General features: G+C 41.7%; 19 protein-coding genes, 3 tRNA genes and 1 other RNA gene. 11 read left to right on the top strand and 12 right to left on the bottom strand.

Going from position 1 to position 26102, the window contains the following annotated elements:
- Window positions 1-2 precede the first annotated feature (2 nt).
- From P2E05_RS11575 to ppsR, 4 genes are all read right to left on the bottom strand, one after another.
- The gene (locus P2E05_RS11575) at window positions 3-2156 is read right to left on the bottom strand and encodes a TonB-dependent hemoglobin/transferrin/lactoferrin family receptor (protein ID WP_276122751.1); all 2154 of its coding nucleotides are present in this window, start codon (window positions 2154-2156) and stop codon (window positions 3-5) included.
- 89 nt (window positions 2157-2245) lie between these two features.
- Entirely contained in the window at window positions 2246-2431 is a 186-nt protein-coding gene (hemP, locus tag P2E05_RS11570; RefSeq protein ID WP_154622091.1) for a hemin uptake protein HemP, read from the bottom strand.
- A 226-nt stretch (window positions 2432-2657) separates the two neighbouring features.
- Complete coding sequence (locus P2E05_RS11565; protein ID WP_196713021.1) at window positions 2658-3707, bottom strand: 3-deoxy-7-phosphoheptulonate synthase; 1050 nt, start codon at window positions 3705-3707, stop codon at window positions 2658-2660.
- A gap of 127 nt (window positions 3708-3834) precedes the next feature.
- On the bottom strand, window positions 3835-4695 hold the full coding sequence (gene ppsR / locus P2E05_RS11560; RefSeq protein ID WP_154622089.1) for a posphoenolpyruvate synthetase regulatory kinase/phosphorylase PpsR: 861 nt from the start codon (window positions 4693-4695) through the stop codon (window positions 3835-3837).
- Between the two features lie 272 nt (window positions 4696-4967).
- Between ppsR and ppsA the strand changes: the two genes are divergently transcribed.
- Window positions 4968-7343: a phosphoenolpyruvate synthase gene (gene ppsA / locus P2E05_RS11555; protein ID WP_154622634.1), complete on the top strand. Its 2376-nt coding sequence runs from the start codon at window positions 4968-4970 to the stop codon at window positions 7341-7343.
- A gap of 392 nt (window positions 7344-7735) precedes the next feature.
- On the opposite strand, the gene rprA is transcribed toward ppsA, so the two are convergent.
- Both rprA and ydiK read right to left on the bottom strand, forming a co-directional pair.
- Window positions 7736-7845: antisense sRNA RprA (gene rprA / locus P2E05_RS11550), an RNA gene on the bottom strand.
- 244 nt (window positions 7846-8089) lie between these two features.
- Window positions 8090-9205, bottom strand: coding sequence for an AI-2E family transporter YdiK (ydiK, locus tag P2E05_RS11545; protein ID WP_154623914.1), 1116 nt, complete (start codon window positions 9203-9205; stop codon window positions 8090-8092).
- 266 nt (window positions 9206-9471) lie between these two features.
- Here ydiK and ydiJ point away from each other — a divergent pair, with 266 nt between their 5' ends.
- The 9 genes from ydiJ (at window position 9472) to P2E05_RS11500 (ending at window position 20473) form a co-directional block, all read left to right on the top strand.
- A complete protein-coding gene (gene ydiJ, locus P2E05_RS11540; protein WP_154623915.1) occupies window positions 9472-12528 on the top strand; it encodes a D-2-hydroxyglutarate dehydrogenase YdiJ in 3057 nt (1018 codons plus the stop codon).
- Window positions 12525-12941 carry a hotdog fold thioesterase gene (locus tag P2E05_RS11535; RefSeq protein WP_154623916.1) on the top strand — a complete coding sequence of 139 codons (417 nt, stop codon included), beginning with the start codon at window positions 12525-12527 and terminating at the stop codon, window positions 12939-12941. The genes ydiJ and P2E05_RS11535 overlap by 4 nt, the downstream gene beginning before the upstream one ends.
- A gap of 370 nt (window positions 12942-13311) precedes the next feature.
- Window positions 13312-13692, top strand: a complete 381-nt coding sequence (gene sufA, locus P2E05_RS11530; RefSeq protein WP_154625058.1) for a Fe-S cluster assembly scaffold SufA — start codon at window positions 13312-13314, stop codon at window positions 13690-13692.
- A gap of 16 nt (window positions 13693-13708) precedes the next feature.
- Window positions 13709-15208 (top strand): Fe-S cluster assembly protein SufB, encoded by a 1500-nt coding sequence (gene sufB, locus P2E05_RS11525; protein WP_163862014.1) that lies wholly within the window; start codon window positions 13709-13711, stop codon window positions 15206-15208.
- Window positions 15209-15253: 45 nt separating this feature from the next.
- Complete coding sequence (gene sufC, locus P2E05_RS11520; protein ID WP_154625060.1) at window positions 15254-16000, top strand: Fe-S cluster assembly ATPase SufC; 747 nt, start codon at window positions 15254-15256, stop codon at window positions 15998-16000.
- Window positions 15975-17279 carry a Fe-S cluster assembly protein SufD gene (gene sufD / locus P2E05_RS11515; RefSeq protein WP_154625061.1) on the top strand — a complete coding sequence of 435 codons (1305 nt, stop codon included), beginning with the start codon at window positions 15975-15977 and terminating at the stop codon, window positions 17277-17279. The genes sufC and sufD overlap by 26 nt, the downstream gene beginning before the upstream one ends.
- Window positions 17280-17286: 7 nt before the next feature.
- Window positions 17287-18525 carry a cysteine desulfurase SufS gene (gene sufS / locus P2E05_RS11510; RefSeq protein ID WP_276122750.1) on the top strand — a complete coding sequence of 413 codons (1239 nt, stop codon included), beginning with the start codon at window positions 17287-17289 and terminating at the stop codon, window positions 18523-18525.
- 187 nt (window positions 18526-18712) lie between these two features.
- On the top strand, window positions 18713-19129 hold the full coding sequence (gene sufE / locus P2E05_RS11505; RefSeq protein WP_154625063.1) for a cysteine desulfuration protein SufE: 417 nt from the start codon (window positions 18713-18715) through the stop codon (window positions 19127-19129).
- A gap of 270 nt (window positions 19130-19399) precedes the next feature.
- Window positions 19400-20473 (top strand): L,D-transpeptidase family protein, encoded by a 1074-nt coding sequence (locus P2E05_RS11500; RefSeq protein ID WP_276122749.1) that lies wholly within the window; start codon window positions 19400-19402, stop codon window positions 20471-20473.
- 106 nt (window positions 20474-20579) lie between these two features.
- Here the strand turns inward: P2E05_RS11500 and P2E05_RS11495 are convergent, their stop codons facing one another.
- The 6 genes from P2E05_RS11495 to P2E05_RS11470 all read right to left on the bottom strand — a co-directional run bounded on the left by P2E05_RS11495 (window position 20580) and on the right by P2E05_RS11470 (window position 24998).
- On the bottom strand, window positions 20580-20816 hold the full coding sequence (locus P2E05_RS11495; RefSeq protein ID WP_004919171.1) for a major outer membrane lipoprotein: 237 nt from the start codon (window positions 20814-20816) through the stop codon (window positions 20580-20582).
- 544 nt (window positions 20817-21360) lie between these two features.
- Window positions 21361-22773 (bottom strand): pyruvate kinase PykF, encoded by a 1413-nt coding sequence (gene pykF, locus P2E05_RS11490; protein ID WP_154625065.1) that lies wholly within the window; start codon window positions 22771-22773, stop codon window positions 21361-21363.
- 409 nt (window positions 22774-23182) lie between these two features.
- Window positions 23183-23259 (bottom strand) — tRNA-Val (locus tag P2E05_RS11485).
- A gap of 27 nt (window positions 23260-23286) precedes the next feature.
- Window positions 23287-23363 (bottom strand) — tRNA-Val (locus tag P2E05_RS11480).
- Between the two features lie 26 nt (window positions 23364-23389).
- A tRNA-Val gene (locus P2E05_RS11475) sits at window positions 23390-23466 on the bottom strand.
- 158 nt (window positions 23467-23624) lie between these two features.
- Window positions 23625-24998 carry an MATE family efflux transporter gene (locus P2E05_RS11470; protein WP_163862008.1) on the bottom strand — a complete coding sequence of 458 codons (1374 nt, stop codon included), beginning with the start codon at window positions 24996-24998 and terminating at the stop codon, window positions 23625-23627.
- 283 nt (window positions 24999-25281) lie between these two features.
- On the opposite strand from P2E05_RS11470, the gene P2E05_RS11465 reads away from it, so the two are divergent.
- Window positions 25282-25938: a riboflavin synthase subunit alpha gene (locus tag P2E05_RS11465; protein WP_154625066.1), complete on the top strand. Its 657-nt coding sequence runs from the start codon at window positions 25282-25284 to the stop codon at window positions 25936-25938.
- Window positions 25939-26102: the final 164 nt, after the last annotated feature.

Here is a 26102-nt window from a genome sequence, read left to right as displayed (position 1 = left end):
GGTTACCATTGATAACTCACATTGAAATAGAAATTACGGCCTTCTTGAGGAACCCCCATCGAAGAGACATATTGACGATCAAAGGCGTTTTTCATCGTTAATGTCGTATTCAACCCTTTTATAAATTGGTCAGCTTGATAGTGCATATAAAAGTCATGAAGGCTATAGCCTGCATACTGGATGACTTCTTTATGGTAACGATCGAGTCCATGCTGAGATTTGTGTTGTTTTAATTGGTATTTAGCATTGCCTTGGAACTGTGTTTTAGCCGCAAATTCACCTACCCAGCCAAGACTAAGGCCAGTGGTTGCAATAGGGGCATTGAAGCGAACAAGTAACGTTTCAGGGCGAATGGAAGAGAGGGAATAGCCTGTGCCGTCCTCTTTACCTGTTGTTTTGTTATGACTGATATTTAAATCAAACCAGTGGGTTTTATAGCGAATAAAGCTATCAATACCTCGAATGGTGGCGGAAGGAATGTTGCTAAAATAAATTTCATTAGGGAACCATTGATATTGCCCTTTCATGAAATGGTATTTTTTGGTGTAACGACCTTCAACGGCAATATGATTTTTCGCTTTGGTATCAAAATACGTGGATCCGAATTGCAGCTCGTCGCCATTTGATAACAGATCATCAAAACTTGCTTTTAAACCAACTTCTACTGTTTTATTTGTCTCAGGTTGTAAGTCAGGCGTAGGTCTAAAATCGGAAGTTAGCCAGCCGCCCATCACCGAAAAGTGATTAGAATTGTTATACAGCTCTGCCATACGAGGCGTCCGATAACCTTCGGAGTAAGAGGAGTATAGGTTTAACCAATGTGCCGGCGTGATACTGACCGCAAAACGTGATGACCAATTCGTGTCTCTATTTTTTGCAAACCCTTGGCGTGAAGCTTCATAGCTTGTGAAACGGGTTCCCGTTGAAAGCGTAATAGGCAGGTGGTGCAACGTCATATCGTTGTTAATCCAGCCCGAAATATTAGCGAGTCGAGTCGGGGGATAGCTGATTGCGTGTTGATTGGGTTTTTGTTGTTGTTGATAATACTCGAGACCACTTTCTATTTGGTTGTTCACCCAACCCTCAATAGGGACGATAACGTGATTCGTCAATTTTGTACCATAGGTATATTGCGTCCGCTTTTCGCGTTGATATTGATGATCGGCTTTTGCTTTTTCTCTATCTAACTGACTCAAAGCGAGGTCGGTATAGTACAGCTCCCAATTTGTTTGCCAGTTAGGAAAACGGTTTGACGTAATATACTGACTAATTGAAACATCACGCTGGTGACTATTGCGCTCGTGGGGCGTGTTTTTAAAACGCGTATCTGCGAAATTGTTTACTGTCGGTTGTTTGAGACCCAATCCATCATTGCGATATTCACGTAGTTGTAGGGCTAAATGATAATTAGGCTGTGCATACCAAGTGGTTTTTAATAACCAGTTATGCACTTTCTCGTGATTATCTTGGGTCGGAAAATCCGCAGAGGTGAGTGAGTATTTTTTACGTTGGCTATAACTCAATAGCATATCCAGAGGGCCTGTATGTCCGTATACAGATGCCCCAGCAAGGTAGCTATGGTCATTGCGGTTGATCCCACTGAATAAACGACCACCTACACGCTGACCTTCTTTTAATAAGTCGGCAGCATCAACGGTTTTCATGGCCACAACACCTGCTAATGCGCCGCTACCGTGTGCAACAGAGGATGCACCTTTATGGATAAAGACGTTTTTTACCAGTGACGGGTCAATAAATGTCGCGTTATATAACCCAGAATTAAAATCTTGAGTAACGTTATCCACCGTGATTTTTACTGCGCGAGAATCGTAGCCACGCATATGAATTTCTTGGCCATAAGTTCCCCCAGTACCTGAAACAAAGATACCTGCTTGGCCTTTGAGCAAATCGAGTGCAGAAGTTGCTGATTGATATTCAGGGGTTTGCGCATCAATGACATCAACTTGCTCGGCGACGGCAATGTTTTCGTGATGATAAGGGGGGGCGGTGACATGAACAGTATCACCTATCGTTTTTTTTGCTGTTGCCACCGCGCTAAATCCTGAAATAGCAAGTGTTGTCGCAATGGCGGAAGCGGTGAGTTTTGATCCATTTAACGATAGGGTAGGTGTAGCAGACATCAGTTTAAACTCCATAGGAAATCCTTTCCTTATGTGGTGAATTAAGCTGGCTGCCTTGATACGAGATCTGGGTGGCTTGCTATGAACAAATTTTGAATAAAAAACTATTTAGTGAGAATAAGTTTTCCAGCGCGAGTTTGCCTTAATTGGTAAATCTCTCCATGATGTTGAATGGTCAGTTTACCTTCAGAACCTAATAGTTGAAGGCTATCGACAACATCAACTTTGACTGGTTGAACCACGGGTTTGGCGATATTTTTAACGGCTGGTTTTGTCATGTTATCAGTCATAATCAACCCAAGTGATAATAAAACTCATAGTGAGAATCATTATCTTTAAGTTGTTTGGTAACATCAAGAGGTTTTTACATTTAGGTGACAAAATGGCGACAATCGGTATGTTAATCGTTTACCTAGTTGAATAGCTGGGGGATTTGTTCAGAAAATTTGAGAGAAATCGGCTTTTTTACTCAGGATAGGATGAAAAAAGCCGATGTGGTTAAATCATTCGTCGATATTATTTGAATCGGCTTTCTACCGCTTCCACTAAAACGTCGATTAGTTGTTCAGTATCATCCCAACTTAAGCAAGGATCAGTAATGGATTGACCGTAAGTGAGAGGATGGTTAGGTATAATTTTCTGAGTACCTTCGATTAAAAAGCTTTCAGCCATAACCCCACTAATGGCTGTAGAGCCTCCTTTGATTTGTTCCGCGATATCTCGAGCCACTTCCAGTTGGCGACGATGAATTTTTTGACAGTTGCCATGGCTAAAATCAATGACTAAATGCTCAGCTAATTCAAACTCACGCAATGTATCGCAAGCGGCGGCAATATCACCAGCAGAGTAATTTGGTTGTTTACCACCACGCATGATGATGTGACCATGAGGATTACCGCTGGTTTGGTAGATGGTCATTTGGCCATGTTTATCTGGGGACAAAAACATATGTTGTGCTTTTGCCGCACGAATAGCGTCAATAGCAATTCGAATATTGCCGTCAGTGCCATTTTTGAAACCAACCGGACAGGAAAGGGCCGATGCCATTTCGCGATGGATTTGGCTTTCGGTTGTTCTCGCGCCAATTGCCCCCCAGCTGATTAAGTCGGCGATATATTGTCCAGTGACCATATCGAGAAATTCTGTCGCAGTCGGTAGCCCAAGTTGGTTAACATCAATAAGCAGTTTTCGCGCGAGACGGATCCCGGTATTAACTTGGCAAGAATTATCTAAATTGGGGTCAGAGATTAATCCTTTCCAGCCAACAACAGTGCGTGGTTTTTCAAAATAGGTCCGCATGACAATTTCGAGGCGATCTTGGTAACGTTCACGTAATACATTAAGCCTATTTGCATATTCTAGAGCGGCATCAATGTCGTGAATAGAGCAAGGACCCACGATCACCAATAAACGAGGATCTTCACCCGATAATATTTTTTCTATGCGTTGACGTGACGCTGTCACGTTTTGTGCGACTTTTTCAGAAATAGGAAATTCATCAGCGAGTGCTTGTGGTGTAATCAAGCTATCAACACGCTGAGTACGTAGTTCATCAGTTTTTTGCATTCTTTTTTCTCAAAAGCGGTAATAGGCTGAGCCATATCAGTGATTGAGATCACAATAAACGAAAATGGCTCAAATTCAACCAACAACATGAGATTGAATGAAAGATTTTTTTAAAAATGCTGACGAATTAAAAAATTCGTCGTTGTAAGCCCATTGTATCAATGACTTTGGCTGAAATTTCTTCTACAGAATAGTTGGTTGTATTGAGGTAGTTAATTTTGTTTTGTCGAAACAATGCTTCTACTTCTGCAATTTCAATACGACACTGCCTCAATGAGGCGTAACGACTATTTTCCCGACGTTCTTCACGAATGGCAGCTAATCGTTCTGGGCTAATGGTTAAACCAAATAATTTGTGAGTATACGGGCGTAATGCGGCTGGCAGTTGTAAATTATCCATATCATCGGCAGTAAAAGGGTAGTTTGCTGCTTGAATACCGAATTGCATGGCTAAATATAGGCTGGTGGGCGTTTTGCCACAACGGGAGACACCCAGCAAGATGATTTGGGCTTGATCCAAATTACGTAATGAAATGCCATCATCATGCGCTAAGGTATATTCGATAGCGGCAATACGGGCATCATATTGGTTGATATTTTGTAGGGATAAACCGTGAGTGCGATTCAGTTTAGGTTCTGGTTCAAGGCCCACTTCTTGTTGGATGGGGGCAACTAAGGTTTGTACGATGTCCTGACAAAAACCGGCGCTTTCAGTAATAATTTTTTTAACAGAAGGTGAAATAATGGAATAGAACACGAGGGGGCGATTTTGTGTTTCTTGATAAATGGTATCTATTTTCTGTTTTATCTCTTGAGCACGTGCTTCTGTCGTGACGAAGGGCAGCGTATAAGAGTTGAAAACTAAAGGGAATTGCGACAAAACAGCATGCCCTAATGTTTCTGCGGTAATGGCTGTTCCATCAGAAATAAAGAAAACAGTTCGTTCTGCGAGGTTTGTTTTACGATTAGTTGCGGTTATTTCACTCATATATTTTATCTTTTATTGTATTTTTCGTTGGTTTTAGAGAGATATTATATTTGATTAAAGTTTAAAAAATAGTTTATAGGGGAAAGTATAGCCAATATTTGAACAATTTTTAGAACAAAAATTTTTTCTTGTTAGTTGGAACGATTCACCTATCTATCTTCATATATTGTCTGTGCTAGTCTATTTCGTGAGGCGAATTATCGCCAATGAGATTTTTTTACGATTTGTACCTTGTCACTAAATTGCTAGATAAAGATAAAGGATCGCTTTCAATGTCCACAAATGGCCTCACTCCGTGTAATGTACTTTGGTATAACCAATTAGGGATGAATGATGTTGACCGTGTTGGCGGCAAAAATGCCTCGCTCGGTGAAATGATTACCAACCTGTCCGATCTTGGTGTATCCGTACCTAACGGATTTGCGACAACCGCACAGGCGTTTAATGATTTTCTTGAGCAGAGCGGCGTCAATCAACGCATTTATCAGCTGCTAGATGAAACGGATATTGATGATGTTAATCAACTCGCTGCCGCGGGTGAAAAGATCCGTCAATGGGTAATTGATACACCTCTCACACCACAGTTAGAAAGTGATATTCGCGCCGCGTATCAAACGTTGTCGGAAGGCGAAAAGGATGCTTCATTTGCTGTGCGTTCATCTGCAACGGCAGAAGATATGCCGGATGCATCATTCGCTGGGCAGCAAGAGACTTTCTTGAACGTTCAAGGTATTGATGCGGTATTGGTCGCGATTAAACATGTTTTTGCTTCCTTGTTTAATGATCGTGCGATTTCCTACCGTGTTCACCAAGGTTATGACCACCGTGGCGTTGCGCTTTCTGCGGGTGTTCAACGGATGGTTCGTTCAGACTTAGCGTCTTCTGGCGTGATGTTTACCATTGATACTGAGTCAGGATTTGATCAAGTCGTGTTTATTACCTCCGCCTATGGTCTAGGTGAAATGGTTGTACAAGGCGCGGTTAACCCTGATGAGTTTTATGTTCATAAACCGACGTTAATCAATCAGCGTCCAGCGATCGTCCGTCGTACCCTTGGCTCTAAAAAACTGCAAATGGTTTATGCAGATAGCCAAGAACATGGCAAACAGGTACAGATTGAAGATGTACCAGAAGCATTGCGCAATCGTTTCTCTTTAACTGATCTGGAAGTGGAAGAGTTAGCTCGCCAAGCGTTGCAGATTGAAAAACACTATGGCCGTCCGATGGATATTGAATGGGCAAAAGATGGTCATAATGGTCGTCTGTACATTGTTCAGGCTCGTCCGGAAACGGTTCGTTCAAATCAGCAAGTGATGGAACGCTATCAATTAAAGCAGCAAGGTAATGTTTTGGTTGAAGGGCGTGCAATTGGTCATCGCATAGGTGCAGGGCGAGTTAAAGTGATTCATAACTTAAATGAAATGGATCGCATCCAACCTGGTGATGTATTAGTGACGGACATGACTGACCCAGATTGGGAACCTATCATGAAAAAAGCCGCCGCGATCGTCACTAACCGTGGGGGGCGTACTTGCCACGCTGCAATTATTGCGCGTGAATTAGGTATCCCTGCTGTTGTGGGTTGTGGTGATGCAACAGAACGCCTAGCTGAAAATAGCCCAGTCACTGTCTCTTGCGCAGAAGGCGATACGGGGTTTGTCTATGAAGGTGAACTTGGCTTTGAAATTCATAGTTCCGCTGTAGATGAAATGCCTGCCCTTGATGTCAAGATCATGATGAATGTGGGGAATCCTGATCGTGCATTTGACTTTGCTTGCTTACCTAATGAAGGTGTTGGTTTAGCAAGGCTGGAGTTTATCATTAACCGCATGATTGGTGTTCATCCAAGAGCATTACTGGAGTTTGACGCTCAAACACCAGCGCTACAAAATGAAATACGGACCATGATGGCAGGTTATGATGACCCTATTGAATTCTATGTGGGTAAATTGACCGAAGGGATCTCAACGCTAGCCGCTGCGTTCTGGCCAAAACGTGTGATCGTACGTCTGTCTGACTTCAAATCTAATGAATATGCCAACCTTGTGGGGGGGGATATTTACGAGCCTGAAGAAGAGAACCCAATGTTGGGCTTCCGTGGGGCAGGTCGCTATGTGTCTGACAGCTTCCGTGACTGTTTTGCACTTGAATGTGCAGCAGTTAAACGAGTACGTAATGATATGGGCTTAACGAACGTTGAGGTTATGATCCCATTTGTGCGTACCGTTGCTCAAGCTGAAGCGGTTGTAGACGAATTAGCGAAGCACGACCTTAAACGTGGCGAGAACGGCCTGAAAGTGATTATGATGTGTGAGATCCCATCTAATGCGTTATTGGCTGATCAATTCCTTGAGCATTTTGATGGCTTCTCAATTGGCTCTAACGATATGACACAGCTAACGTTAGGCTTAGACCGTGACTCAGGTGTGGTATCTGAATTGTTCGATGAGCGTAATGATGCCGTGAAAGCAATGCTATCGATGGCAATTCAAGCCGCTAAACGTCAAAATAAATACGTCGGTATTTGCGGGCAAGGTCCTTCAGATCATCAAGATTTTGCACAATGGTTGGTTGAAGAGGGGATTGATAGCCTCTCTTTAAATCCAGATACTGTTGTCCAAACTTGGTTAACATTAGCGGATTCTTAATAACTTAATACGTTATTTAAGACGAGAGTCTCAAGCCGACAAATTTATTGTCGGCTTTTTTATAAATCAAATTGAATATACCAATTAAAGAAATTAATAAAATCTATCGATAGGTTTCATTGCCGTTATTGGTTTTAAAATAAAAGAAGCTATTTGATAAGTCATAAAAAATTTAATTAGAACTACTCATATTAGAATCCTAAGAAGGTTAATAAACCGATCCATTAGTGTTAATCATTTTAAGTAAAATTCGAATTGAATAAGTAAATAAACATATAAACCCAATGCGATAATGCTTTACTCTAAATTAGAGTAATGTCATGGGGGAAATTATTGCTATGGAAACGTGTTCGCTTAGGGAATATGAATAAACTTCATGTTGAATGGGGAGATAAAAAAAAAGCCTATCATGGGCTGACAGGCAAAGACTACACACAGCAATTCTATTGAGACAATCACGCTTAAAAAAGAGGCATGATTTTGAGATCTGTATTAATCAAAACGTAAATCATTAGCTTACTAATAATAATTTATTTAAAATTTATATTCATTAAGAAGACTCTTAATGTAAACTTTAGTGACTGTAAGATAAATAGAATTCGTTTCAACGCAAAGGATAATATCACAAATAAGTTTGAATACTAATATAAGTCTGTTAAATATTGTTTCTAAATATTAATGAGAATAAACATTAATCCAACAGTATGCTTAATAGCAAGCATACTGTTGGTGAATTTTACTTTAATTTATTTTTTACTCATAAACTCTTCCTCAAGAAACTTTTCGGTTTCTTCAAGGTTTTCATTTGGCATTGCGACTTCATTCATCCACGCTTTTAATAGGCTATATGAAACGGCAAGTACGACAGGACCGATAAATAATCCAATCATACCAAAAGAGAGGATGCCGCCGATCACGCCGACAAGAATGAGTACCATAGGTAAGTCAGCACCCATTTTTATTAGCCACGGGCGTAACACACCATCCATGGTTGCGACAACGGCAGCCCATATAGCAAGGATAATCGCCCATGTTGTATCCCCCGTCCAAAATAACCAAATCACAGAAGGAACCATAATCAAAAGGGGGCCGAGTTGTGCGACGCAACAGATAAACAATAATACGGTGAGGATAGCCGCGTAGCCGATACCTGATAGTGCTAAGCCGATACCGCCGACAATGGCTTGAATTAATGCCGTTACAACGACACCTAATGCTACTGCTCGAATAGATTGTGCGGCTAATACCACCGCTGCATCACCCCGGATCCCTGCTAATCTAACCGCAAAATGGCGGATACCAAGCATCACGGATTCCCCTTTTAGGTACAGTAATCCACTAAAGAGCAGCATTAATGCAAGATGGAACATAAAGCGTCCTGCATTGATGGCTTGAGCGAGAAACCAGCCAGCCGCTTGGCCAAAATAAGGTTGAACTTTCGCTAATAATGCGTTGCCTCCGCTAGCCACTAAGCTATGCCAAGCATAATAAATTTTTTCACCAATAAAGGGGACTGTATTAAGCCATTCTAAATCCGGTAAGCGTAAGCTGTTTGGCGATTTCGCCAATTCAACAAGCGGGGTGCTATTTTGAATGATACTACCAATGAGAATACCGAGAGGTATTACAAATAGAAGGAGTATTAATGAGACCATGATCAAGGCTGCAAGCCAGCGCTTATTCCATAATCGAGATTCGATACGTAACAGTAAAGGCCATGTAGCAATCACCATCATACCAGCCCACACAAAGCCAAGAATAAAGGGATTTAGTACCCAAAAGCAGGCGGCTATCATTAAAATGATAGATGCCAATCCAAAGATAAGTTTGGGTAAGTCGAGTCGTTTTTGCGATTTTTCCATTAATGCCTAATCCTTAACAAATAAAAACACTGCAAGTGAGCCGTTTTTTTAGGTGAAAATAATGTAATTTTTTTTCACGATCAAAAAAAACAATATTGTGATATGGTTCATCACTGACAATGTCATCAGCGGTTGTACTCTCTCTATCAACAACAGGTTTTGCAGGAGAAACTCTGCAAACCAATCAGGCACTATTGTGCTACTTAAAGTAAAGATAGTACATAACGAGTAATGCGAACACTAAACAACAAGAGTCATCGTTAATAATGATCCCGCGTATAATAGAAGCACCTAATTTAAGTAAGCTTGTCATTGAATTTCTACATCAACTGCAAGAGCACGGTTTTACCGGTGATAATGGTACTAGTTATGCAGAACGTCTATCAATGGCAACGGATAATAGTATTTACCAATTATTACCTCAGGCGGTCGTCTTTCCACGCTCCAGTGCCGATGTACAAATTGTTGCTCGGGTCGCTGGGCTAGAGAAATTCCGTGAGCTGACTTTCACTCCAAGAGGTGGGGGAACGGGCACCAATGGTCAATCGCTAACGGAAGGGATTGTGGTGGACATGTCCCGTTACATGAACCGCATATTAGAGATTAATCCTGAGCAAGGTTGGGTGAAGGTGGAAGCGGGGGTGATCAAAGATCAGCTAAACCAATTCCTCAAGCCTTATGGCTATTTTTTCTCACCTGAGTTATCGACCAGTAACCGCGCGACGTTAGGTGGCATGATCAATACCGATGCGTCTGGACAGGGCTCTTTGGTGTATGGCAAAACCTCTGACCACGTTCTCGGCGTTAAAGCAATTTTATTGGGGGGCGAATGCATCGATACTCGCGCTATGCCTGTTGCGCTTGCCCAAACGATTGCGTCAGAAGATTCTGTGACGGGACGTATTTATAAAACTGTACTTGAGCGTTGTTTGGAGCAACGCCCTTTGATTGAAGAAAAATTTCCCAAACTCAATCGTTTTCTAACTGGGTACGACTTACGTCATGTCTTTAATGACGATCTTAGCGAATTTGATTTAACGCGTATTTTAACGGGTTCAGAAGGCTCGTTAGCTTTTATTACGGAAGCGACGTTAGATATTACGCCTTTACCAAAAGTGCGCCGTTTGGTTAACGTAAAATATGATTCATTTGAATCCGCCTTGCGTAATGCCCCTTTTATGGTGCAAGCGAAAGCACTATCTGTTGAAACGGTCGACTCAAAAGTATTAAACCTAGCGCGGGAAGATATCGTTTGGCATTCAGTAAAAGCATTGATTACCGATGTGCCTAATAAAGAGATGCTTGGCCTGAATATTGTCGAGTTTAGTGGTGATGATGAAGACGAAATTAATCATTTGACAATGAGCTTGTGCCAGCGTCTAGATGAGTTAATGGAGCAGCATAAAGCGGGTGTGATTGGTTACCAAATTTGTGATGACCTAGATGATATCAACCGTATTTATAATATGCGTAAAAAAGCCGTTGGCTTATTAGGGAACAGTAAAGGCGCGGCGAAACCAATTCCATTTGTTGAAGACACCTGCGTGCCCCCAGAGCATTTAGCCGATTATATTGTTGAGTTTAGGGCGCTTTTGGATAGCCATAATTTAAACTATGGTATGTTTGGTCATGTGGATGCTGGGGTGTTACATGTTCGCCCAGCCCTAGATATGTGTGATCCACAGCAAGAAGTATTGATGAAACAAATTTCGGATGAAATTGTTGCGCTCACCGCAAAATATGGCGGCTTGCTATGGGGAGAACATGGTAAAGGCTTTAGGGCAGAATACAGTCCTGAATTCTTTGGTGAAGTGCTGTACGGTGAGCTGCGAAATATTAAAGCCGCTTTTGACCCAGACAATCGCCTTAACCCCGGAAAAATTTGTCCTCCCGCTGGTCTCGATGCGCCGATGAAACAAGTTGATGCGGCGAAACGAGGCACTTATGATCGCCAAATACCCATATCAGTACGTCAAGAGTTTCGTGGCGCTATGGATTGCAACGGTAATGGCTTGTGTTTTAATTTCGATGTAAAAAGCCCTATGTGTCCATCGATGAAAATCAGTGGGCAGCGAATTCACTCCCCGAAAGGTCGTGCGACCTTAGTGCGTGAATGGTTACGATTACTTTCCGAGCAGGGAGTAACCCCTGAAAGCCTTGAAAAAGGTATCAAAGAAGATCGCCCATCACTACGTGGATTAATAGATAAAACTCGTAACACATGGCGGGCACAAAAAGGGGATTATGATTTCTCTCATGAAGTTAAAGCGGCTATGTCGGGATGTTTAGCCTGTAAAGCCTGTTCAACGCAATGCCCGATTAAAATTGATGTACCTTCATTTAGAGCAAAATTTTTGGCGTTATATCATGGGCGTTATTTGAGGCCGATTCGTGATCATATCGTTGCGGGAGTTGAAAATAGCGCCCCTTTATTGTCTAAGGCTCCTAGCGTATTTAATTTCTTCTTGCGTCAACCTTGGGTACAAAAGTTAAGTGAACAAACCATTGGTATGGTCGATTTGCCTTTATTCTCACAGCCAACATTGAAACAGCAACTCTCCGGCCATGCTGCGATAACTGTGACGCTCGAGCAGTTAGAAGCGATGTCTGCATCACAACGTGAACATTATGTTTTGGTTGTACAAGATCCCTTTACGAGTTATTACGACGCCAAAGTTGTCGCGGATTTTGTTAAATTAGTCGAAAAATTGGGCTTTAAACCAGTATTGTTACCATTCTCTCCAAATGGTAAAGCCCAACATATCAAAGGCTTCTTATCTCGTTTTGCTAAAACAGCACAAAAAACAGCAACGTTTCTCAATAGAGTGGCTAAGTTAGAACTGCCTATGGTGGGTGTGGATCCTGCGTTGGTGCTGTGTTATCGCGATGAATATCATGAAATCTTAGGAAAACAGCAGTGTCAGTTTACTGTGCAACTTGCGCATGAATGGCTTGCTACATTGCCAGAGCCGCCACAACGCCAAACAGCACCGTCGGAGCCGTGGTACTTCTTTGCTCATTGCACTGAAACCACAGCACTGCCAAACAGTGGTTCCCAATGGGCAAACTTATTTAAACGTTATGGGCAAGAGTTGAAGAATATCAGCGTGGGTTGTTGTGGCATGGCGGGAACATATGGTCATGAAGTTGCGAATATCAAAAACTCAAAAGGCATCTATAATTTGTCGTGGAAGCCAGCAATAGAGAAGTTACCTAAAGAACGTTGTCTGAGTACTGGGTATTCATGCCGTAGCCAAGTGAAGCGGATGGAAAATACGCAAATTAAGCACCCTATACAGGCGCTATTGGAGATAGTTGAATGATTTGGAAACGTAAATTTACGCTTGACCATATGTCGGAAATGGCAAAAAACTGTATGTTAGGCCATCTCGGCATTGAAATCACAGGTTATGGTGATGATTATATTGAAGGAACGATGCCTGTTGATCAGCGTACCAAGCAACCATTTGGATTATTACATGGTGGCGCCTCAGTGGTTTTGGCGGAGTCATTGGGGTCAATAGCAGGTTATCTGTGCAGTGAAGGTGAACAGCGTGTTGTTGGCCTTGAAATTAATGCCAATCATATTCGTTCAGCGACACAAGGTACGGTTAAAGGTATTTGTAAACCGATTCACCTTGGACGTCGTCAGCAGGTCTGGAACATTGATATTTTCAATGAGAAAGGGCAACTGTGTTGTACTTCTCGATTAACAACAGCAGTACTCTCTGATTAATCCTCGTTAACCTCAATTCATATCGAGTTGAGGTTACTTCAACTATTTCATTATAATTTCAATTCTTGTTGAGTAAATTAAGTTGTATAATAAATGTATGTTTATTAATTTGTGCCATTTAAATGTATTGATGAGTACATAATATTAAAAAAAATGTAACTTTTTTTAATCGTTAATATTTAATAAGTTAGAATAGCTTCTTGCTCTGTTTGCCTAATAAATAGGCTCACAATGCCTAAAAAATAGACTGAAATAGGTATAACCTTTCAAAACAAATGGTTGAAGTGACAAGGGTTATCGCTACCATAGTACAAACGGAGTGAATTCTCCTGATAACTGGCTGAAAAGCCATGAAAATTGTGGGGTCAATATGACTGCAAAAATGAATGACAATGTAGAAACTTTTTCTATAGATGAAACGAATTGGCAGGGTGTTAACCTGACTGACAGCGCAGCGAAACAAATCAAAAAATTGATGGAACAACATCCTGAAACTAAAGGGCTTTCGCTGGGAGTTAAACAGTCAGGCTGCGCCGGTTTTGGCTATGTTTTCGAAATGATAGAAAACCCAACAGAGAACCATTTACTCTTTGAGCACGATGGTGCATGTCTATTTGTACCTAAAGAAGCAATGCCATTTATCGATGGCACAGTGATCGATTATGTCCAAGAAGGTCTTAATCGTATATTTAAATTCAATAATCCGAAAGCGCAACATGCCTGTGGGTGTGGTGAAAGCTTTGGTATTTAATATGTGAAGTCAGATTATGTCTCAGAGCAATGTAGAAATTGGCGATGAAGTTCAAAGCTGGCTTAATGACCAGCGTTATAAAGAAGGCTTTTTTACAAATGTCGCGACAGATGAAATGGCCAAAGGGATCAACGAAGATGTTGTCCGGGCTATTTCCGCGAAACGTAATGAACCAGAGTGGATGCTAAAATTCCGCCTTGATGCTTATCATCATTGGAAAGGTATGGAAGAGCCACATTGGTTAAAAGCCCATTACCCAAATTTAGATTATCAAGACTACAGTTATTACTCAGCACCGTCTTGTGGTTCGTGTGACGATAGTTGTGGCTCGCAAACCGGTGCGACACAAGCAACTGGCGTGACAGAAACGAATAATTACCTGACAGCTGAAGTTGAAGAAGCATTTAATCAGTTAGGGGTTCCTGTACGTGAGGGGAAAGCCGTTGCTGTGGATGCGATTTTTGACTCAGTGTCTGTTTCTACTACATATCGTGATGATCTTGCGAAACACGGTATTATTTTCTGTTCATTCAGCGAAGCAATTCAAGAGTATCCTGAGCTGGTGCAAAAGTACTTAGGTACTGTCGTATCCAGTCACGATAACTTCTTTGCCGCTTTAAATGCAGCAGTTGCATCAGATGGCACCTTTGTCTATATCCCGAAAGGGGTACGCTGCCCTATGGAACTTTCGACTTATTTCCGTATTAATGCCGCAAAAACAGGGCAATTCGAACGGACTATTTTGATTGCCGACGAAGGTAGCTATGTTAGCTACATCGAAGGATGCTCTGCACCTGTGCGTGATAGCTATCAGCTGCATGCCGCGGTCGTGGAAGTTATTATTCATAAAGATGCCGAAGTCAAATACTCAACTGTACAAAACTGGTTTTCAGGTGGAGACAGTGAGGAAGGGGGCATCCTTAACTTTGTGACCAAGCGCGCGTTATGTGAAGGTGAAAATTCGAAAATGTCATGGACGCAGTCTGAAACAGGCTCGGCTATCACATGGAAATACCCAAGCGTTATCTTAAAAGGGGATAACTCTGTTGGTGAATTTTTCTCTGTCGCACTCACGAACGGTAATCAGCAAGCGGACACGGGAACAAAAATGATCCATATCGGGAAAAATACCCGTTCTACGATCATTTCTAAAGGTATATCCGCCGGTAAAAGTCAAAACAGCTATCGCGGCTTAGTCAAAATATTACCAAGCGCTCATAATGCACGCAATTTCACTCAGTGTGACTCAATGTTAATTGGAACTCAGTGTGGAGCACATACCTTCCCTTATGTTGAAGTCAAAAACAACACTGCGCAACTCGAGCACGAAGCAACCACCTCCCGTATTGGGGAAGATCAGCTATTTTACTGCTTACAGCGTGGAATTAGTGAAGATGATGCGATTTCAATGATCGTAAATGGTTTCTGTAAAGATGTTTTCTCGGAACTTCCATTAGAGTTTGCGGTAGAGGCACAGAAATTGCTGGCAATCAGCTTAGAACATAGCGTCGGCTGATCACAATCAGGTTTATATGCGCAAAAGCGCCAAAGGCATGTTGATATGTTAAGTGTTAAAAATTTACATGTAAGTGTAGAAGGTAATGAAATTTTAAAGGGCTTATCACTGGAAGTTAAACCGGGTGAGGTTCACGCCATTATGGGCCCAAATGGTTCCGGTAAAAGTACGTTATCTGCGACGTTAGCTGGCCGTGAAGAATATGAGATTGACGGCGGCGAGGTGATCTTTAAAGGGAAAGATCTACTCGAGTTAGACCCTGAAGAACGTGCAGGGGAAGGTATCTTTTTAGCGTTCCAATATCCGGTTGAAATTCCGGGTGTGAGTAACCAGTTTTTCTTGCAAACAGCCGTGAATGCGGTACGTGAATATCGTCAGCAAGAACCCTTAGATCGTTTTGATTTCCAAGATTTTATTGAAGATAAAATCGACTTACTTGAAATGCCACAAGATCTACTGACTCGCTCAGTGAATGTTGGCTTTTCGGGGGGGGAAAAGAAACGTAATGATATTTTACAGATGGCAGCTCTTGAGCCACAGCTGTGTATCTTAGACGAAACCGATTCAGGTTTGGATATTGATGCATTGAAGATTGTTGCAAATGGTGTTAACTCACTGCGCTCTCCAGAACGTTCTTTTATTATCGTGACGCATTACCAGCGTATTCTGGATTACGTCAAACCTGATTTCGTGCATGTACTGTATCAGGGGAAAATCATCAAATCAGGTGATTTCAGCTTGGCGAAAAAACTGGAGGAGCAAGGTTATGGCTGGCTTATTGACCAACAGTGAAAGAGCAAACAAACGTGCTCAGGTCGCTGCACTAAATGAGCAAGCAATGGCGCGTTTTGCAACACTTTTCGAACAACGTTCTGGGGATAAATCCCAGCATGCAGCAGCACATTGGGAAAAAGCGAACCACGTTGGCTTACCTGCCTTTCGTCATGAAGATTGGCATTATACGCCATTGCAAACGGTCTTAAATACTCAATATCGCTTTGCTGAAAACGTTGTTGATGAAAAAGCATGTGAGTTATTGGCATTACCTATCGATGCTTACCGAATTGTACTTGTTAACGGTCGTTATAATTCGACACTCAGTTCAATTGATATGGGGCCGTTCAAAGTTGCGTTATTAGACAGCCAAGATATGTTACCAGATGCTGTTAATGGAGAGGTTTTCTTGCATTTAACAGAAAGTCTTGCGCAACAACCGATTGTTATTCACCTCGGTGCAAACCAAATCGCACCAAAACCACTTTATCTGCTGAATATTTCGAGTGGTGATGATGAGGAAACCGTGAATCACAGTCATTATCGTTATCACATGACATTGGATACCAATAGCAAGGCACAAGTGATTGAGCACTATGTCAGTGTTAATGATAAACCGCACTTTACGGGTGGTCGTTTAACGGTTGAGGTGGGCGATAACGCACAATATCAGCACTTCAAATTGAATAACGAGAATAACCAAGCACAACATTTTGCGCATAATGACATCGTCGTTGGTCGTGATAGCCAAGTGTTGAGCAGCAGTTTTCTGCTTGGCGGTACTTTGACTCGCCACCATACTAGCGCACAGTTATCGGGTGAAAATGCTGACTTTTCATTGAATAGCATGTTATTGCCTAAAGATAATGAAATTGTCGATACTCGTACCTATCTCGAACATAATGTCGGTCACTGCGAAAGCCGTCAGCTACATAAAGTTATTGCGATGGATAGCAGTAAAGCCGTCTTCAACGGCATGATCAAAGTTGCTCCGGATGCGTTGAAAACAGATGGTCAAATGAGTAATCACACCTTATTATTGGGTGATAAGGCCGAAGTTGATACTAAGCCTCAATTAGAAATCTATGCTGATGATGTGAAATGCGGACATGGTGCAACGGTTGGTCGTATCGATGATGAACAATTGTTTTACCTGCGTTCGAGAGGGATCGACGGTAAAGCAGCAAAACATATGATTATTATTGCTTTTGCAGCTGAATTGACAGAATCGATCGAATCTGAAGAACTCAAACAAGCGGTTATGGCGAATATTCGTCAGCGCTTAGCAGAGGTCTAATACGCGTATGACATTCAACGTAGCAGCAGTTAGGCAGGATTTTCCTGCCTTATCCCAAAGTATCCATAATCATCCTTTGGTTTATCTTGATAGCGCGGCTAGTGCACAAAAGCCTCTTCAGGTGATTGAAAAAGAGAGCGAGTTTACGTTGCATCAATATGCTGCGGTACATCGGGGCATACATACGCTTAGTGCTCAAGCCACAACGATGATGGAAAACGTTCGCCAAAAAGCCGCGGATTTTATTCATGCCGCCTCAGCAGAGGAAATTGTTTTTGTTAAAGGAACAACAGAAGCAATTAACTTGGTAGCGAACACCTTTGGCCGCAAATTTATCGGTAAAGGCGACAATATTGTCATTACCGAGATGGAACATCATGCCAATATCGTTCCTTGGTATTTATTGGCAGAGCAGATCGGCTGTGAAATTCGCCTCATTCCTGTTTCTGATCATGGTGAGTTAGAGTTAACAAAACTTGACGCATTGATTGATGCGAATACGCGCTTGTTGAGCTTTACTCATATCTCTAATGTACTCGGTACTGTCAATCCTGTGAAAACCATTATTCAAGATGCAAGAGCGATTGCCGCCGAGCGTGGTGCAGAGCTTTATGTACTGGTTGATGGTGCTCAAGGCGCAATGCACAGTGTTGTTGATGTGCAGGATTTAGATTGTGATTTTTATACTTTTTCTGGACATAAATTGTATGGGCCAACAGGGATAGGTATCCTTTATGGCAAAAAATCCCTTCTTGATAAGATGCCGCCATGGGAAGGGGGTGGAGCAATGATCCGCCATGTTAGCCTTAAGAAAGGTATTACCTATGCCGATGCGCCATGGCGTTTTGAAGCAGGAACCCCGAATGTCAGCGCAATTATTGGCCTAGGTGCAGCGTTTGATTATCTGAATGCTTTAGGAAGAGCTGACGCATTTGCTTATGAAAAAGCAGTGATGGAGTATGCCACCGAAAAGCTGAAACAGATTCCATCGTTAACGTTATATGGTAACGACCAGCGTGAAGGGGTGATCGCTTTCAATCTGGGAGTTCATCATGCTTATGACGTCGGTTCTTTTTTAGATCAATACGGTATCGCCATTCGAACTGGGCATCATTGTGCACTGCCATTAATGGAGCGCTATAATGTTCCTGCAATGTGTCGGGCATCCGTGGGTATCTATACAACGAAAGAAGAGATAGACTCTTTATGTGATGCATTACTGCGCATTAAAAAATTATTAGGCTAAGCATTAACGCCTGATGATTTTTTGTTATTATTGACTGAAAAAGCCAATCACGATTGGCTTTTTTAATTATTAGCATAACGAGTTTTGTACTGAGTTAGCCTTATCTCCATCATGAATCGATAATAAACAAAGCGTTAATCAGGCCAACTAAGCTTAGATACATTTGTGACTTATTAAGGAAAGAAGTATGCCTGCTTTACCCGATGAACATAAATTGCTACGGAATTTTGCACGTTGCCAAAACTGGGAAGAGCGTTATCTGTATATGATAGAGCTTGGTGGACGTTTAACGGCATTAACAGAGCAACAGCGTAGTGACAAGAACCTGATTGCAGGTTGTCAGAGCCAAGTATGGATAGACATGCAAAAGCAAGCGGATGGGCGCATTCATTTTGCTGGTGACAGTGATGCAGCTATTGTGAAAGGGTTAGTGGCAATAGTCATTATTCTTTTTCAGGATAAAACAGCAGCAGATATTCTGTCGTTAGATGTAAAAGCATTTTTTTCGCAACTTGCTTTAGAGCAGCATTTAACCCCGTCACGCACTCAAGGGTTAAATGCAATGATCCGTACCATTTTGTCTCGTGCAACCGAGTTACAATAAGCGGTAAGCAGGGGAATGCATTTCCCTGCTCTTTTTTCGTGTTATTCCTATCAACGGCACTTAAGTGAATTGTTAACCTATTCATTAATGATTGTATGTCGTTTCGTCAGCCCACGGCAGCGGTTACAGCCTAAAATATTTAATAGCTATTAAAGATATGTAATATAGTTGCTATTATGTACATCTCTCACTAAACGGTATACTCATGAGGCTTTAAGTTGCACCTTGAATAATTAGAGTATGCATATGGTATTATTCCCTGGAGTCGGTATGAAGAAAGCGTTAACTGTAGCAAGTTTGTTTATAGCGAGTGCATTGCTGTCGCCAGTGCAAGCAATGGATTATCCATTACCAGATAGCAATACGCGTCTTATCGGGGAAAATGCGCGTTATGTCGTACCTGATGATGGGCGTTCGCTAGAAATGATCGCCAGTGAATATCAAATCGGTTTACTTGCGATGTTAGAAGCGAACCCAGGTACTGATCCTTATTTACCGGAAGCGGGAAAAGAGTTGATTATCCCAACTCAAATGTTACTCCCCGCCACGCCTAGAACGGGCATTGTTATCAACCTTGCTGAATTAAGGCTCTATTACTATCCTGCTGGTAGCCAAGAAGTGGTCGTCTACCCGATCGGTATTGGTCAATTAGGTCGTGACACACCGGAAATGGTGACGTCGGTCAGTCAATCAATTAAAGATCCGACGTGGACACCTACAGCCAATATTCGTAAAAATTATGCAAAAGAAGGTATTACATTACCAGCGGTAGTACCTGCTGGGCCAGATAACCCAATGGGACTCTATGCACTACGCTTAGCCTACGGCAGAGGTGAATACTTAATTCATGGGACTAATGCCGATTTTGGGATTGGTATGCGTGTGAGCTCGGGATGTATTCGTTTACGCCCTGATGATATTGAAGCCTTGTTTAAAACGGTACCTAAAGGAACGCGCGTTCAGGTTATTAACCAGCCTGTTAAGTATTCCAAAGAGCCAGATGGTAGCTACTATATTGAAGTACACCAACCCCTTTCGAAGAAAGCGACAGATGATCCCCAAACGATGCCTATCCCGCTATCTGATGATTTCAAACGTTTCCTTGAGAATGAAGGCATTGATAAATCCTTAGTGGAAAAAGAGCTGGCAAGACGTTCAGGGTTGCCTGTGAAGGTGAATGTAGAGCAGGGCGTAGAGAGACAATATGAGCCTGAATACGCAGTCAACGGACCAGAAAAGAGTGAGGAAGCTTCTGATCAGGGGCATTATCCTGAATTAAAACCGATCGATCAGTTTACCATTACACAGCCTCAGCCTGTGTATCAGGAGTCTGAAAGCCACTGATTGGGGTTTTAAAGTACAAAAAATAAGGGCCTAAAAATTAGGCCCTCTTATTATTATTTATTGTACGATATCAAAACATACTTGCTATATCGCAGCTAATTTAAACTTACTTTTTGTAAGAACGAACTTGGTTATCAAGACGTTGGTTAGCACGAGCTGCTTCTTGTTGTGCAGCTTGTACTTCAGCACGGATAGTCTGAACATCGTTGCTCAGTTGATCAACTTTACCATTCAGAGTTTGCACGTCTGAAGAGAGTTTTTGCACTTCAGTGCTGTTAGAACAACCCGCCAGTAATGCTGAAGCTAATACGATAGAGCCCAGTACAATTTTAGTACGAATCATTATTTTACCCTCTAGATAGATTTATCTTGAAAATATCAAAGTAAGCTACCAACAAAATAGATATTAGATTGCTCCACATCTACTTATCCACTTTAACACTTAATGTGTTGTGGAATGGTACCCACTTAGTCTTATGCTAGTACTTAATTTCCAGTTTTGCTAGAAATACTTTACGCCAGATAGTAGGAAAAATAAGAAAATTAATTTTTAACTCTCAAGGCTATTACTCGGTAGAACTCAGTTAGCTCTCAGATATTAGTCTAATATAGCAAATGAATAATAGATTGCAATAATGTCATAAATTAAAAAGTTATCTAATGAAAGCATTTTATGTTAAACCAAAATAGCCTTCTATATTAGACGAATAGTATTAGTCTGAAATTAGCGGATAACGACGACCTGTTTATTGCGCTAGGACAAAGTCCTGTGAATTGTGTTATTGAAATGTCGGAGATAAATAAAAAAACGGGAAAAAGTGAGTTTTTCCCGTTTCAAAGATAATCGGAGTGCCTATAGTAAAGTCATGCTATAGGTAATATTACGATTATAAAACGTGTACTGATGAAGTATTTGTTGTTCCACTTGGTACGAGTGCGCCAGAAACCATGACAATGGCATCACCTTCTTTAGCGAGACCACTATTTAGCGCTGCACGTTTACCTTCACGATAGAAGTCATCTGTTGATGTGAATCCACCGACCATCATTGGAATAACCCCTTTTACCAATAACAGCTGACGCGCCGTCTCTTCATTGGTGGTCAATGCTAAAATTGGTGCGGTAGGGAAATATTTACGGACCGATTTTGCAGATTTACCACCGAAAGTCGCCACAACGATCAGTGGTACTTCCAATTTTTGTGACATTTCTACTGCACCACGGCAAACGGCTTCGGTGACGCGTAAACGCTGACCAGGTTTTTGGTTATCGATACGTGAAGGCATAACACGGTCAGTACGCTCACAAATCGTTGCCATGATAGTGACTGCTTCAATAGGGTATTTACCTTTCGCACTTTCACCAGAAAGCATCACGGCATCGGTACCATCGAGGATAGCGTTCGCTACGTCACCCGCTTCGGCACGAGTAGGGCGAGGGTTTTTGATCATTGAATCTAACATTTGTGTTGCTGTGATAACCACTTTGCGTGCAGCAATACATTTTTCAATCATCATTTTTTGCGCGAAAATGACTTCTTCTACTGGGATCTCAACACCCAAATCCCCACGAGCAACCATGATACCGTCAGAAGCTTCAAGGATCTCATCAAAATTATTTAAACCTTCTTGGTTCTCAATTTTTGAGATAATTTGAATATTCTCGCCGCCATGTTTTTTCAGATGCGCACGAATTTCTTCAACGTCAGAACGTTTACGGATAAAAGAGGCAGCGACAAAATCAACGCCTTGTTCACAACCAAACACCAAGTCTTCTTTATCTTTTTCTGCGAGAGCAGGTAGGCCGATAGATACGCCTGGTAGGTTAACGCCTTTTTTCTCGCCTAAGTCACCATTATTTAAGACTTCACAGATAACTTCTGTTGCGGTGACATCTTTCACTTTCATACCAATCAAACCATCATCAACTAAAACGGTATCACCAGCATTCAGATCAGACGTTAAACCCGCATAGGTTACGGCAACTTTATCTTTATTACCGATGACTGAGGTGTCTGTCGTGAATGTGAAAGTTTGACCAGCGACTAAAGAAACGTCATTACCGCCTTCGAGTTTCATTGTGCGGATTTCTGGTCCTTTAGTATCAAGCAGGATAGCGGCTTGTTTGCCTGTTCTCGCACAGACTGCGCGTAGGTTTTTGATACGTTGACCATGTTCTTCATAGTCGCCGTGGGAGAAGTTAAGACGCATGACATTCATGCCTGCATCAAGAAGTTGACTCAATTTTTCTTCTGATTCGGTTTTTGGGCCGATGGTACAAACAATTTTGGTTTTTTTCATGGCAGTCTATCTAAAGGTTATAAAGGAAATCGGTATCGTCGCCGGCTTATTTACGGTGCGCAGAATATTAAAAGTTGCGCAACACATTGTATTAAGAATAGGCGACGGTCTGGTGTTTAATCCAATTATATTGTGAATTAGATCTCATTTTTTATGCAAATTATTGTTATTGTAACCTAAATCACTAAAGCTAACTTACTGATTTATTTTTGATGAAACCTTTCAGCTAGTGAGCTTATTATAGACAACAAAAAACTGTGAGACAAATCAAATTTTACAAAATTGAGCGAAGGGATATTTCAGATCAAAAAATGATGGTTTTAAGATGGGAAGTTGCGCAACAAAATCAAGTTACGTGCACTAATGCATGAATATAAGCGGATATTGATGATACTAGAGAACGATAAGATGGTGCGTCCGAGTAGACTCGAACTACCGACCCCCACCATGTCAAGGTGGTGCTCTAACCAACTGAGCTACGGACGCATTACAATTTCGTTGACGTCTTTGAAATGGTGCGTCCGAGTAGACTCGAACTACCGACCCCCACCATGTCAAGGTGGTGCTCTAACCAACTGAGCTACGGACGCATTATGATTTCATTGACGTTTTTGAATGGTGCGTCCGAGTAGACTCGAACTACCGACCCCCACCATGTCAAGGTGGTGCTCTAACCAACTGAGCTACGGACGCATTTCAAAATTGTCTGGGTGACAACGGGAACGAATATTAACTTTCTGTCGCCGTTCTGGCAAGGGGAAAATGTATTTTCGTGATAGTTTGCTCGTATTTACAGCGACTAAGTCGAAAATACATTCCCCAATACGATAATTTGCTGATTATTCGCTCAACTAGCGTGTTGATCGTAACAGCACAACGCTATCAGGTTGTTTATGGATCCACCAAATACGCGTTGCCATACCGATAGCGGCAGCGCTCAGACCAACAATAAAGCCAATCCAAAAACCTTGAGGCCCCATCGCTGGCAATAGGATATCTGTTAAAGCGAGCACATACCCAATAGGTAACCCTAAAATCCAATAGGCGGTAAAAGTAATAAAGAAAATAGAACGAGTATCTTTATAGCCACGTAGGATACCTGCACCGATAACTTGTACTGAATCCGATAACTGATAAATGGCTGCAAATAGCATTAAGCTTGAAGCCAGTACGACGACTTCAGGACTCTTGTTATACATTAAGGCGATAGGTTCACGTAAGGTTGCAGTGAGGATCGCCGTCATACAAGCGACTAATAACCCAACAACCAAACTGGTATAAGAGGAGACTTTGGCGGCTTCAGTGGATTGCTGCCCAAGGTTATAGCCAACACGAATCGTCGCTGCAATGCCTAATGACAATGGGAACATAAACATCACTGAGCTGAAGTTTAATGCAACTTGGTGACCCGCTACAGCGACAACACCTAATGGCGCGACCATCAAGGCAACGATGGCAAATAATGTCACTTCAAAGAACAACGCTAAACCAATAGGTACACCTAATACAAAAATACGTTTCATAATTTGTGGGTTAGGGGACGCAAATCGTTGGGTCGCTCTAATATCACGTTGTGTCGGCGCTCTTCGAACATACCAACGCATCATTAAACACATAACCCAATAAACCGACGCCGTTGCAACACCACAACCCACGCCACCTAACGCAGGCGCACCAAAATGGCCATAAATAAAGATGTAGTTAATCGGAATGTTAACCATTAGACCCAGAAAACCAATCACCATCCCCGGTTTGGTTTTTGACAGGCCTTCACACTGGCTACGGAACACTTGATAAAATAAATAACCAGGCGCCCCCCACATAATGGCATGCAAGAAACGAACCGATTTATCTGCCAGTTCTTCATCAATATGTGGCATGTTGCCGATGATTAACTTGCTATTATAAAGTAAAAAAATCACGCCAAGTGAAAGAAAGAAGGCGAGCCATAATCCCTGCTGAATTTGATTACCAATTAAATTACGGCGACCGGAACCATTCATCTGAGCGACGATAGGTGTCAATGCCATTAATAGCCCTTGACCAAAAAGAATAGCTGGCAGCCAGATAGAAAATCCGACTGCAACTGCTGACATCTCAGTTTCACTGACGCTACCTGCCATGACGGTATCCACAAAACCCATTGCAGTTTGTGAAAATTGGGCAAGAATGATCGGAATGCCGAGAGCTAGCAAGCTACGCGCTTCTGTAAAATATTTCTGCACGCATACACCTTTAGAGTAATAAACACTGATTAATAGAATTTAGAAAAAGAAATGCTAATGATTTTTGATATATCAAATAGTTAATAGCAACGTTATATTTTAACTCTTTTAATAATTTAATCCAATGGCTCGCAAGTCTGAATATCAAATAAAGTCATTAATAGACAAGTGTGATGGCCTAGAAGAATTCATTACGAGGTTAGATAAAACCACTCAAATTAGGTAGATCTCTAAGAAATGTCAGGTAAACTGAGTCTATCAATTCACAGCACTGAGAATCATTATGTTTACAGGTATTGTTCAAGGCACAGCCCCAATTATTGAGGTCACGGAAAGAGCGAATTTTCGTACCCATGTGATGAAATTTACACCAGAACTACTTGTCGGGTTAGAAACCGGCGCTTCAGTTGCGCATAATGGTTGTTGCTTGACCGTGACAAAAATAGATGGCGAGTATGTTAGTTTTGATCTCATCAAGGAAACATTAAGGCTGACCAATCTTGGCGAATTGAAAGTTGGCGATGTCGTTAATATCGAAAGAGCCGCGAAATATGGTGATGAAATAGGTGGTCATGTGGTATCAGGACACATTGTGACGACCGCGGAAATTAGCAAAATTTTCACCTCAGAAGATAACCATCAAATTTGGCTGTCTATTTATGACAAATCGCTGATGAAATATATTTTGCACAAAGGGTTTGTTGCGATTGATGGTATAAGCCTAACGGTAGGCGATGTTATCAATAATCGTTTTTGTGTTCATTTAATTCCTGAAACCCTAGCAAGAACGACATTAGGTAAAAAACGCTTAGGGGACAAAGTGAATATAGAAATAGACCCACAAACGCAAGCCATTGTAGATACAGTGGAAAGGGTTTTAGCGCAGAAAGAACAAGAAAAGAAAGCCCAAGAAGCGCTTACACAAGAGAGCGATAGTTAAATACCCGAGCGGGGTAGGCAGTGAGGCTTACTTAAAATGCTATAACACCGTAAGATCAACGGCGGTTATAGCATTAAAAAATTCAAACAAATTAAAGGTGTTATGCATTAGCGTGAAAACCTATTTGTTTGAAAAGTTAACGGTGAGGGGGCGCTTTGCAGCCC

It is taken from the genome of Providencia stuartii (assembly GCF_029277985.1).
Taxonomy (GTDB): domain Bacteria; phylum Pseudomonadota; class Gammaproteobacteria; order Enterobacterales; family Enterobacteriaceae; genus Providencia; species Providencia zhejiangensis.
This window is presented reverse-complemented; position numbering and strand designations above follow the sequence as displayed.